Source organism: Kitasatospora sp. NPDC004799 (genome assembly GCF_040609095.1).
In the GTDB taxonomy this organism is placed as follows: Bacteria; Actinomycetota; Actinomycetes; order Streptomycetales; family Streptomycetaceae; genus Kitasatospora.
On sequence record NZ_JBEXJK010000042.1, the window covers coordinates 22,725 to 34,002 of the forward strand.

The following is an 11,278-nucleotide window of genomic DNA, read 5'->3' on the forward strand; positions in this document are numbered from 1 at the left end:
CCGGAAGCCTCCCCGCGTTCCGGCCCCCCGCGTTCCGGCCCCCCGCGTTCCGGGAAGCCCCCGCGCGGGTTCAGCCGTCGTGCCCGGCGGCCGCGGCGACCGCCTCCTCGACGGTGGCGTTCCCGGCGACCAGCTCCAGGGTCAGCCCGGCGGTGCCGGGCTCGTGCAGCAGGGCGGCCAGGACGGCGGCCACGTCGGCCCGGTCCACCGGGCCGCGGTCGACCGAGGGGGCCAGCCGGACCAGGCCGGTGCCGGGCCCGTCGGTGAGCCGCCCGGGGCGCAGCACCGTCCAGTCCAGCCCGGCCCGGGCGCGGACGGCGTCGTCGGCGGCGCCCTTGGCCCGCAGGTAGGCCTCGAAGGCCTCGTTGGCGGGGTACCGCGCGTGGGCGTCGGCGGCCATCGCCGAGACCATCAGGTACCGGCGGACCCCGGCGAGTTCGGCGGCGTCGGCGAGCAGCACGGCGGCGTCCCGGTCGACGGTGTTCTTGCGGGCGGCGCCGCTGCCCGGTCCGGCGCCGGCGGCGAAGACCACCGCGTCCGCGCCGGTCAGCAGCCCGGCGAGCTGCGGCGCGGTGGCGGTCTCCAGGTCGAGCACCAGCGGCTCGGCGCCGGCGTCGACGAGGTCCTGGGCCTGTTCGGGGCGGCGGACGATCCCGGCGGGCCGCTCACCGCGGGCGGCGAGCAGCCGTTCCAGCCGGAGCGCGATCTGTCCGTGGCCCCCGGCGATGACGGTACGCATGGTTCCGACGGTAGTCCGAGGGGCCGGAGGCCGTCCTGGGGAGTGCCGCGAACAGGACACAATGGGCGCATGACTTCGCTCGCCCACCCGCAGCTGCGCTTCACGCCCACCGTGGCGGACCCCTCCGGCCCCCGGGAGCTGGTGATCCTGGGTTCCACCGGCTCGATCGGCACCCAGGCCATCGACGTGGTGCTCCGCAACCCGGACCGCTTCCGGGTGGTCGCCCTGTCGGCGGCCGGCGGCCGGGTGGAGCTGCTCGCCGAGCAGGCGGTGCGGCTGGGCGTGCACACCGTGGCGGTGGCCGACCCGGCGGCCGAGCCGGCGCTGCGCGAGGCGCTGGCCGCGAAGGCGGCGGGCGGTCCGCTGCCGACGGTGCTGGTGGGCCCGGACGCGGCGACCGAGCTGGCCGGGATGGAGTGCCACTCGGTGCTGAACGGCATCACCGGTTCGATCGGCCTGCGGCCGACGCTGGCCGCGCTGGCGGCGGGCCGGGTGCTGGTGCTGGCCAACAAGGAGTCGCTGATCGTCGGCGGTCCGCTGGTGAAGGCGGTGGCGAAGCCGGGCCAGATCGTGCCGGTGGACTCCGAGCACGCCGCGCTGTTCCAGGCGCTGGCCGGCGGGACCAGGGCCGAGGTGCGCAAGCTGGTGGTCACCGCCAGCGGCGGTCCGTTCCGCAACCGCACCCGCGAGCAGCTGGCCGGGGTGACCCCGCAGGACGCGCTGGCGCACCCGACCTGGGCGATGGGCCCGGTCGTCACGATCAACTCGGCCACCCTGGTGAACAAGGGCCTGGAGGTGATCGAGGCGCACCTGCTGTACGACGTGCCGTTCGACCGGATCGAGGTCGTGGTCCACCCGCAGTCGGTGGTGCACTCGATGGTGGAGTTCACCGACGGTTCGACCCTGGCCCAGGCCAGCCCGCCGGACATGCGGATGCCGATCGCGCTGGGCCTGGGCTGGCCGGACCGGGTGCCGGACGCCGCCCCCGGCTGCGACTGGACGAAGGCCGCCACCTGGGAGTTCTTCCCGCTGGACGACGAGGCCTTCCCGGCGGTCGCGCTGGCCCGCGAGGTGGGCACCCTGGGCGGCACCGCCCCGGCGGTCTTCAACGCGGCCAACGAGGAGTGCGTGGAGGCGTTCCTGAAGGGCCGCCTCGCCTTCACCGGAATCGTGGACACTGTTGCCAAGGTCGTCGCCGAGCACGGACAGTACGACGGCGGGCCGGCCGGGTCGGGAACTTCCCTGACGGTGGAGGACGTCCTGCACGCGGAGGACTGGGCGCGCGCCCGGGCCCGCGAGCTGGCGTCCGGCTGACCGGTCGACGGCCACGACTGCGGCCACGATGGCGGTAGGACGAGACGATGAGCGGAGCGGCATGACGGAGGACCAGCGGTGGCAACGGTTTTGACGGTGGTCGGCATCCTGGTCTTCGTCATCGGGCTGCTCATCTCGATCGCCTGGCACGAACTCGGCCACCTCTCCACGGCCAAGCTGTTCGGCATCCGGGTGCCGCAGTACATGGTCGGCTTCGGGCCGACCCTCTGGTCGCGCCGGAGGGGCGAGACCGAGTACGGCATCAAGGCGATCCCGTTCGGCGGGTACATCCGGATGATCGGGATGTTCCCGCCGGGCGATGACGGCCGGATCACCAAGCGCAGCAGCTCACCCTGGCGCACCATGATCGAGGACGCCCGCGAGGCCTCCTACGAGGAGCTCCAGGAGGGCGACGAGCGGCGGCTCTTCTACACCCGCAAGCCGTGGAAGCGCATGATCGTCATGTTCGCCGGGCCGTTCATGAACCTGGTCCTGGCGTTCGGGCTCTTCCTGACCGTCATGATGGGCTTCGGCGTCTCGATGAACGTGCCGACGGTCAGCACCGTCGCCCAGTGCGTGGTCAAGGCGGGCCAGCCCACCGACAACTGCCCGGCCGGCGCCCCGCAGACCCCGGCCGCCCAGGCCGGGCTGAAGGCGGGCGACCGGATCCTCTCCTTCGACGGCGACCGGATCCGCACCTACGACCAGCTCCAGGCGGACATCCGCAGGTCGGCCGGCCGGACCGTGCCGGTGGTGGTCGAGCGGGACGGGCAGCAGCTCACCCTCAACCCGACCATCGCGGTCAACGACGTCCAGAAGTACGACGGCGACGGCGTCCCGATCAAGGGCCAGACCGTCCAGGCGGGGTTCCTCGGTTTCACTCCTGCGAGTGGTGTGGTCCAGCTGGGCTTCGGGCAGTCGCTCGACCGGATGTACGACATGACCGAGAACGGGGTGAAGTCGCTGATCGCCCTGCCCGGCAAGATCCCCGGGCTGTGGAACGCGGTCGTCGGCGACGCCCCGCGCGACCCGGACTCGCCGATCGGCATGGTCGGCGCCGCCCGGGTCAGCGGCGAGGTCTTCTCGCTCGACATCCCCGGCACCCAGCGGATCGCGTTCTTCGTGAACCTGCTGGCCGGCATCAACCTGTCGCTCTTCCTCTTCAACATGCTGCCGCTGCTCCCGCTGGACGGCGGGCACATCGCCGGCGCGGCCTGGGAGGCGGTCCGCCGGCGCTTCGCACAGCTGTTCAAGCGGCCCGACCCGGGCCCCTTCGACGTCGCCAAGCTGATGCCGGTGGCGTACGTGGTGGCCAGCATCTTCATCGGTTTCACGCTGCTGGTGATGGTCGCCGACCTGGTGAACCCGGTGAAGATCAGCTAGGGCGTTCGGGTACGGCGGGTGTGCTGGCGCCCGTTGCGGTGCCGTACCGTGGAGGCCGGGTGCGCGATCGTCAGCGCGCCCGGCCTCGGCCGTGTCACGGCCGGGCGGTCGACCACACCTCAACCCCGGGGAACCCTGCGCACATGACCGCGATCTCGCTCGGTATTCCGTCCCTGCCGCTCAAGCCGCTGGCCAAGCGCCGTTACTCCCGGCAGATCATGGTCGGCAACGTGCCGGTCGGCGGCGACGCCCCGGTCTCGGTGCAGTCGATGACCACCACCGTGACCTCGGACATCAACGCCACGCTGCAGCAGATCGCCCAGCTCACCGCGTCCGGCTGCCAGATCGTCCGGGTCGCCGTGCCCTCGCAGGACGACGCCGACGCGCTGCCGATCATCGCCAGGAAGTCGCAGATCCCGGTCATCGCGGACATCCACTTCCAGCCGAAGTACGTCTTCGCGGCGATCGACGCCGGCTGTGCGGCGGTGCGCGTGAACCCGGGCAACATCAAGGCCTTCGACGACAAGGTCGGCGAGATCGCCAAGGCCGCCAAGGACGCGGGCGTGCCGATCCGGATCGGCGTCAACGCCGGCTCGCTGGACAAGCGCCTGATGGAGAAGTACGGCCGGGCCACCCCGGAGGCGCTGGTCGAGTCGGCGCTGTGGGAGTGCTCGCTGTTCGAGGAGCACGACTTCCGCGACATCAAGATCTCGGTCAAGCACAACGACCCGGTCGTGATGATCAACGCCTACCGCCAGCTCGCCGCCGCGTGCGACTACCCGCTGCACCTCGGCGTGACCGAGGCCGGGCCGGCCTTCCAGGGCACCATCAAGTCGGCGGTCGCCTTCGGCGCGCTGCTGGCCGAGGGCATCGGCGACACCATCCGGGTCTCGCTCTCCGCCCCGCCGGCCGAGGAGATCAAGGTCGGCAACCAGATCCTGGAGTCGCTCGGGCTGCGCGAGCGCGGCCTGGAGATCGTCTCCTGCCCGTCCTGCGGCCGCGCCCAGGTGGACGTCTACAAGCTCGCGGAGGAGGTCACCGCCGGGCTGGAGGGCATGGAGGTGCCGCTGCGGGTGGCCGTCATGGGCTGCGTCGTGAACGGCCCGGGCGAGGCCCGCGAGGCCGACCTCGGGGTCGCCTCCGGCAACGGCAAGGGGCAGATCTTCGTCAAGGGCGAGGTCATCAAGACCGTTCCGGAGTCGAAGATCGTCGAGACCCTGATCGAGGAGGCGCTCAAGCTCGCCGAGCAGATGCAGGCGGAGGGTGTCGAGGCGGGGGCGCCGACCGTGGTCGCGGGGGAGTGAACCCCGGGAGCCCGTTCCGACAGCCGTAGGTTGTCCTGACCGCGCGGGAGCGCCCGCGCGGTGTTTTCCGGAAGCGGGGCCGTCCGTTCGCGGACGGCCCCGCGGCCGTAGCCGGGTGGGGCCACGGAGTAGGGTGCGGCCAGAGTCGTCTCAGTGAGGTGCTGTCTCGATGCTCGATCGAGGTGTGATGCTCCCGAGCTCCTTCCAGGCCGCCCGGGCCCTGGCCACCACCCGCGTGCTGGAGCCGCCGGACCTCCCGGGTGCCCTGGAGGTCCTCCACCGCGACCCGGTCGCCAACGCCTTCGTCGCGACCAGGGTCGAGGCCGTCGGACTGGACCCGTGGCGGCTCGGCGGGGAGCTGTGGGGCTGGTACGACGGGGACGGCGCGCTGGCCTCGCTCTGCTACGCCGGGGCGAACCTGGTCCTGGTCGACGCCGGGCCGGAGGCGGTCGCGGCGTTCGCGGAGCGGGCCCGCCGGCAGGGGCGGCGCTGCTCCTCGATCGTCGGGCCGGCCGCGGCCACGGCGGCCTTCTGGGCGCTGCTGGAGCGCAGTTGGGGGCCGGCCCGGGACGTGCGGGCGCACCAGCCGCTGTTGGCGACCTCGGAGCCGTCGGCGGAGATCGCGCCCGATCCGCTGGTGCGCAGGGTGCGGCGCAGCGAGGTCGAGACGCTGATGCCGGCCTGCGTGGCGATGTTCACCGAGGAGGTGGGGGTGTCGCCGCTGGCGGGGGACGGCGGGCTGCTCTACCAGGCCCGGGTGGCCGAACTCGTCTCCACCGGGCGGTCGTTCGCACGGTTCGGGGAGGACGGCCAGGTCGTCTTCAAGGCGGAGATCGGGGCGGTGACGCAGGGGGCCTGCCAGATCCAGGGGGTCTGGGTCGCTCCGGAGCACCGGGGGCAGGGGCTCTCCGAGACGGGGATGGCGGCCGTCCTGGACATCGCGTTGCGGGAGGTGGCGCCGGTGGTGTCGCTGTACGTCAACGACTTCAACCTGCGGGCCCGGGCCGCGTACCGGCGGGTGGGGTTCCGGGAGGTCGGGGCGTTCATGAGCGTGCTGTTCTGAGCGGGCCGGGGAAGCGGGCCGGGAGGAGGGCCGGCGAAGTGGCCGGGCAGCCGCGCTCCGGGCGGGAGAGCACGCTGCGCGAAGCGCTGTTGGGATCTTCGGCCGCGCCGCGGGGCCACGGGTAGTAACGTCCGGAGCATGGATCAGCTGACCGGGGTGACGATCGGGGCCATCGACCTAGCGGACTGGGCGCCGCAGGCGCTGGAGGTCCAGGCGGTGGCGTTCGGGCTGACGCCCGAGGAGGTCGCGGTACGGCTGCACATCGTGGGGCGGCACGCCCAGCAGCCCGGGGTGATCGCGCTCGGGGCGATGAGCGGCGGCCGGCTGGTCGGGTTCGGGTACGGGATGCCCAACCGGCGCGAGCACTGGTGGAGCACGGTGATCGAGCCCTACCTGGCCGCCCGGGGCCACGGGGACTGGCTGGACGGGGTGTTCGCCGTCACCGAGCTGCACGTGCTGCCGGAGTTCCAGGGGCAGGGCGTCGGGTCGCGGATCATCCGGACGCTGTGCGAGGAGTCCGGGCTCGACCGGAGCATCCTGTCGGCGATCGACGCGGAGACGCCGGCGCGGCGGCTGTACCGGTCGCTGGGGTACCGGGACCTGGCGCGGGCGGTGCGGTTCCCGGCGACGGACCGGCTCTACGCGGTGATGGGGGCGCGGCTGCCGCTGCGCCGGTCCAGCGGGGCCTGACGGGCCGAAGGAGCAGCGCTCTAGAGGGAGTTGGCGAATTCGAGGTAGAGCTCGGCGTCCTCGCGGCGGTCCGCGGTGAGGGCGCGGAGGGCGAGGTCGACGGCACGGAAGAGGGTCCAGCCGCGCAGGCGCTCCCGGTCGACCTCGAGGGCCTCGGAGAGCCGGCCGAGCCGGCGGCGGACGGCGGCGGGGGCGCCGGGGGAGCCGAGCAGGGTGTCCGCGCGGTCCAGGGCGAGGCGGGCCAGGTCGTAGGCGCGTTCGCCGGCCAGCGGGCGCGGGTCGATCGCCAGCCAGGGGGCGCGGTCGGCGGCCAGCACGTTGCCGTGGTGGAAGTCGCCGTGCAGCAGGAAGGACTCCTCGGCGGACCCGGCCAGGCCGTGCGCGGTGTCCAGCGCCTCGGCGATCAGCTGCCGCGCCTCGGCGGCGGCGGGGTGGGGGTGCTCCGCGAGGCGCGCGGTGGCGGCCGTCCGCCGGGAGAGCCCCGGGAAGGGGTGGTCCTCGGGGAGCTCCGTCCAGAGGCGGTGCAGCAGGCTGGTGGCCTCCAGCATGGCCTTCGGCTCGGCGAGGGAGCGCAGCGGGATCTCGCCGTGGAGGCGTTCGAGCAGCAGGACGCCCTCGGCGGGGACGGCGTCGAGCAGGAGGACGGCGCCCCGGCCGGCCCAGTGGGCGAGGGCGGCGTGCTCGTGGGCGGTCTCGGGGGTGGGCAGGCCGACCTTGAGGACGGCGGGGGAGAGGTCGTCGCGGTGGACGTACGCGACGAGGCTGAGGCTGCCGCCGGGGTCGAGGATCCGTTCCAGGGTGAGGTTCCGGGCGGCGAGGTGGGTGGCGGCCAGGGCGGGGAGGGCGGCCAGCCACCGGCGGCCGGTCTCGCCGTGGGCGGCGGTGACGGTGTCCGTCAGCCGGCTGGGGACGGTGATGGTGGGTTCGGCTCCCGACATGGGTCCATTGTCAGGGTTTGGGGGTGGGGTGGGCGCCGCGGGCACGCGGGTCCGCGGCGCCCGTCAGTCGGGGATGCCCGGGAAGGCGGTGGCCGGGGCGCCCCATCGCTGGGCGTGGAGGGCGGATTCGCGCAGGGCGGTGGCCGCGGCGGGGCGGTAGGGGGCCGGGAGGGTGGTGACCAGGTCGGCGTAGGCGGTGGTCAGCCGGGTCTCCAGGTGGACGGCGAGCCTGGCGGCCTCGGCGGGGGAGGTGACCGGGAAGGGGAGCTGGTAGCCGCCGGCGGCGGGGGTGGGCGCGGCCCGGAAGGCGGTGAGGAGGCGTTGCCAGGCGTCGCGCCGGGCCTGGTGGGCGGCGTGGGTGGTGCGGGCGTCGGTGCGCTGCGGGTCGTCGGGGAGGTGGGCGCCGACCACGCCGTAGCCGTAGACGGCGGCGTGTTCGGCGCTGAGGGCGGTCTGGAGGGCGGGGACGGCGGCGGCCTCGGTGGTGGCGGTGGAGGAACCGCCGTCGGGGGTCCTGACGGGCGTCCGGTCGCCGAGCGCCGCGGCGTGCAGGGCGTTGGAGGCGGAGACGGCGGCGAGCAGCCGGGCGAGGGGCGGGCTGACCTCGCCGAGGCCGGAGAGGTGGGACTCGGCGGTCTGGCGCTCCAGGAGGGCCAGCTCGGGGAGGGTGGGCAGGGAGCGGACCGGGGTGCTGGTCGCGGAGGGGCTCGCGGTCGGCAGGCCCTGGACGAGGACGGCGCGGTGCCGGGCGGTGTCGTCGCGCAGGGGCTGGAGCAGGGCGGTCTGGGCGCCCGGCACGGTGAGCAGGTTGTCGTAGGCGCCGAGCAGGCGGTCGGTCCCGGCGATCGCGCGGAGGCGGGCGGGGGTGTCCAGGTCGGGCGGTGGGGTGGGGCCCGCCGGGCGGTCGCCGCGGGGGTCGGCGGTGCAGGCGGTGAGGGCGGTGAGCAGTCCGAGGGCCAGGAAGGTCCGTCGGCTGGGCGGCTGCATCGGGTCACTCCGGGCGGGTACGGGAGGACGGCCTCCCCGCTGCCCTCGTTGGCGTGAATGATTACAGAATCCCCACGTTCCCGGGCCCGGTTCGGGGATGCCGTGCCGGGTGTGAGCTTGCTCGCAGTGGGTGGCGTGCGGACGGCGGGCGGAGGTCCGGAATCGGTGGTTGGGGGCTTGACCGGATAGGCTTTGGGCCGAGCTGCCGTGATCCGGTGTGGCACCGGGGGCGCGGGGCGACCTTCTGACAACAGCAGACGCGGCCGAGGAGTCCACCCGGATGAGCACCACCCACACCGACCGGCTGCGAGCGTTGCTGGAGCCGCTGGCCGAGCAGGCCGGACTGGACCTGGAGGACGTCAGGGTCACCCGGGCGGGCAACCGCCGCCAGGTGCAGATCGACGTCGACACCGACGGCGGTGTGGACATGGACGCCATCGCCGAGTTCAGCCGGGTGGTCGGCGACGCCCTCGACGAGTCGGACCTGATGGGGGACGAGGCGTACCTGCTGGAGGTCGGTTCGCCGGGTGCGGAGCGTCCGCTGGTCCTGCCCCGGCACTGGCAGCGCGCCGAGGGCCGGCTGGCCAAGGTCCACCTGGTGGACGGCGGGGAGATCGTCGCCCGGGTGCTGGAGGCCGACGAGGACGGCGCGCTGGTCGAGGTGCAGCCGGTGAAGGGGCGCGGCCGCCCGAAGGAGCGCCGTCTGGCGTACGCGGAGGTGGCCCGGGCGCGCGTCCAGGTCGAGTTCAACCGCAAGGACGACGAGCTCCTGGACGAGGCCGCGGACCTCGACGAGGGGGAGGACGGCGCCGAGTGACCCCTGGCCGCCGTACCACCAAGACGAACGTGACGAAAGACGAGGAGGCGTAGCCGTGGACATCGACATGAGTGCCCTGCGCACGCTGGTCAACGAGAAGAACATCCCCTTCGACCTGCTGGTCGAGTCCATCGAGTCCGCCCTCCTCACCGCGTACCACCGCACCGAGGGCTCGCGCCGCCGGGCCCGGGTGCACCTGGACCGCAAGAGCGGCCACGTCACCGTGTGGGCCATGGAGGACCCGGCGGAGCTGGACGAGGGCGTCGAGCCGAAGGAGTTCGACGACACCCCGAACGGCTTCGGCCGGATCGCGTCCAGCATCGGCATCCAGGTGATGATGCAGCGCCTGCGCGACGCCGCCGACGACCAGACCTTCGGCGAGTACGCGGGCAAGGAGGGCGACATCGTCACCGGTGTCGTCCAGCAGGGCAACGACCCGAAGAACGTGCTGGTCGACATCGGCAAGCTGGAGGCCATCCTGCCGCCGCAGGAGCAGGTCCCGGGCGAGGACTACCGGCACGGCACCCGGCTGAAGTGCTACGTGGTGGCCGTCCGCCGGGGTGTGCGCGGCGCTTCGGTGACGCTGTCGCGCACCCACCCGAGCCTGGTGAAGAAGCTCTTCGCGCTGGAGGTCCCGGAGATCGCGGACGGCAGCGTGGAGATCGCGGCGATCGCCCGTGAGGCCGGCCACCGGACCAAGATCGCGGTCTGGTCGCGCCGCCAGGGCCTGAACGCCAAGGGCGCCTGCATCGGCCCGATGGGCTCCCGGGTGCGCGCCGTGATGGGCGAGCTGCACGGCGAGAAGATCGACATCGTCGACTGGTCGGAGGACCCCCGGGAGATGGTGGCCGCCGCCCTGTCGCCCGCACGGGTGACCAGCGTGGAGATCGTGGACGCCGCCCAGCGCTCCGCCCGGGTGATCGTTCCGGACTACCAGCTGTCGCTGGCGATCGGCAAGGAGGGGCAGAACGCCCGCCTGGCCGCGCGCCTGACCGGCTGGCGGATCGACATCCGGCCGGACACCGAGGGCCAGGCCGAGCCCCAGTAGGAAAATGTAGGGGCCCAGGCCCAGTAGTCAGTGTTGTCGTGGGCGTCCCCGTCGGTCCTCCGGGATCGGCGGGCGGCGCCATGTCGCTTCGGAGGGGTAGACTTGCCTTCGTCTGGCCGGACGCATGTCCGAGCACGCCCGGAACGCACCTGCGTGGGCTGCCGCAAGCGCGCGGCCAAGCACCAGCTGTTGCGTGTCACGGCGGTCGAGGGCGAGTGCGTCCCCGACCCCCGTGGCGCACTGCCGGGCCGGGGCGCTCACCTGCACCCCGATCCGGCCTGCCTCGACCTCGCGGTCCGCCGTCGGGCGTTCCCCCGGGCCTTCCGGCTCCAGGGCGCGCTCGACACGGAGCGGCTCCGCGGGTTCATCGGGGAGCGGGCGGGCGAAGCCCCCTAGCAGGGCCGCCTCCCGCGACGGCCGCCGCTCGCGCGGCGGAGAACCACCGCAACAAGCACGGAGTTCGGGCAGCCGCGCGCCGTGCCACCAGTCAGGTACCTCGCGATGTGGAAGTAGGTCGAGATTGCGATGAGCACTCGATGAGTACGCGATGAGTACGCGATGGGTACGCCCATGAAGTAGCGACAGTCCGGCGGACGAGACCCCCGGACTCATAGACAGGAGTGAAGTGGCTAAGGTCCGGGTTTATGAACTCGCCAAGGAGCTTGGCTTGGAGAGCAAGGCCGTCATGGCCAAGCTCACCGAGCTCGGCGAGTTCGTTCGTTCGGCGTCCTCGACGATCGAGGCGCCGGTCGTGCGCAAGCTGACTGACGCGCTTGGTGTGGCACCCACCTCCGGTGGTTCCGCTGCCAAGCCGGGCCCGCGGAAGACCGCGGCGCCCTCCCCCGCCGCCGGTTCGGGTGCCCCGAAGCCGGGGGCTCCGACCCCGGGTCCGCGCCCCGCCGCGACCCCTGGTCCCCGTCCGACCCCGGCTGCCGCCGCGCCTTCCGCGCCGGCCGCCGCCCCCGCCGCCCCGAAGCCGGGCGCGCCGACCCCGG

At 73.6% G+C, this 11,278-nt stretch carries 12 protein-coding genes; 9 read left to right on the forward strand and 3 right to left on the reverse strand.

The features are described 5' to 3' along the window. Window positions 1-70: 70 nt before the first annotated feature. Window positions 71-739 (reverse strand): NAD(P)H-binding protein, encoded by a 669-nt coding sequence (locus ABZW03_RS08675; protein WP_355253985.1) that lies wholly within the window; start codon window positions 737-739, stop codon window positions 71-73. Window positions 740-808: 69 nt separating this feature from the next. On the opposite strand from ABZW03_RS08675, the gene dxr reads away from it, so the two are divergent. From dxr to ABZW03_RS08700, 5 genes are all read left to right on the forward strand, one after another. Next, window positions 809-2,053 carry a 1-deoxy-D-xylulose-5-phosphate reductoisomerase gene (gene dxr / locus ABZW03_RS08680; RefSeq protein ID WP_355253987.1) on the forward strand — a complete coding sequence of 415 codons (1,245 nt, stop codon included), beginning with the start codon at window positions 809-811 and terminating at the stop codon, window positions 2,051-2,053. 78 nt (window positions 2,054-2,131) lie between these two features. Further along, a complete protein-coding gene (locus ABZW03_RS08685) occupies window positions 2,132-3,436 on the forward strand; it encodes a M50 family metallopeptidase (RefSeq protein ID WP_355253989.1) in 1,305 nt (434 codons plus the stop codon). Between the two features lie 143 nt (window positions 3,437-3,579). After that, complete coding sequence (gene ispG / locus ABZW03_RS08690) at window positions 3,580-4,740, forward strand: flavodoxin-dependent (E)-4-hydroxy-3-methylbut-2-enyl-diphosphate synthase (RefSeq protein ID WP_355253991.1); 1,161 nt, start codon at window positions 3,580-3,582, stop codon at window positions 4,738-4,740. Between the two features lie 187 nt (window positions 4,741-4,927). Further along, window positions 4,928-5,803 carry a GNAT family N-acetyltransferase gene (locus ABZW03_RS08695; RefSeq protein ID WP_355254009.1) on the forward strand — a complete coding sequence of 292 codons (876 nt, stop codon included), beginning with the start codon at window positions 4,928-4,930 and terminating at the stop codon, window positions 5,801-5,803. Window positions 5,804-5,941: 138 nt separating this feature from the next. Next, window positions 5,942-6,493 carry a GNAT family N-acetyltransferase gene (locus ABZW03_RS08700; RefSeq protein ID WP_355253993.1) on the forward strand — a complete coding sequence of 184 codons (552 nt, stop codon included), beginning with the start codon at window positions 5,942-5,944 and terminating at the stop codon, window positions 6,491-6,493. A gap of 20 nt (window positions 6,494-6,513) precedes the next feature. Here the strand turns inward: ABZW03_RS08700 and ABZW03_RS08705 are convergent, their stop codons facing one another. Beyond that, on the reverse strand, window positions 6,514-7,431 hold the full coding sequence (locus ABZW03_RS08705) for an aminoglycoside phosphotransferase family protein (protein ID WP_355253995.1): 918 nt from the start codon (window positions 7,429-7,431) through the stop codon (window positions 6,514-6,516). Between the two features lie 63 nt (window positions 7,432-7,494). Then, window positions 7,495-8,418 carry a ferritin-like domain-containing protein gene (locus ABZW03_RS08710; protein WP_355253997.1) on the reverse strand — a complete coding sequence of 308 codons (924 nt, stop codon included), beginning with the start codon at window positions 8,416-8,418 and terminating at the stop codon, window positions 7,495-7,497. A gap of 280 nt (window positions 8,419-8,698) precedes the next feature. On the opposite strand from ABZW03_RS08710, the gene rimP reads away from it, so the two are divergent. The 4 genes from rimP to ABZW03_RS08730 form a co-directional block, all read left to right on the forward strand. Then, a complete protein-coding gene (gene rimP, locus ABZW03_RS08715; RefSeq protein WP_355253999.1) occupies window positions 8,699-9,235 on the forward strand; it encodes a ribosome maturation factor RimP in 537 nt (178 codons plus the stop codon). 55 nt (window positions 9,236-9,290) lie between these two features. Continuing rightward, a complete protein-coding gene (gene nusA / locus ABZW03_RS08720) occupies window positions 9,291-10,283 on the forward strand; it encodes a transcription termination factor NusA (protein ID WP_355254001.1) in 993 nt (330 codons plus the stop codon). A gap of 153 nt (window positions 10,284-10,436) precedes the next feature. Beyond that, window positions 10,437-10,679: a YlxR family protein gene (locus tag ABZW03_RS08725; protein WP_355254003.1), complete on the forward strand. Its 243-nt coding sequence runs from the start codon at window positions 10,437-10,439 to the stop codon at window positions 10,677-10,679. 229 nt (window positions 10,680-10,908) lie between these two features. Beyond that, window positions 10,909-11,278 (forward strand): translation initiation factor IF-2 N-terminal domain-containing protein (locus ABZW03_RS08730; RefSeq protein ID WP_355254005.1); only part of this gene is annotated, 370 nt, incomplete at its 3' end.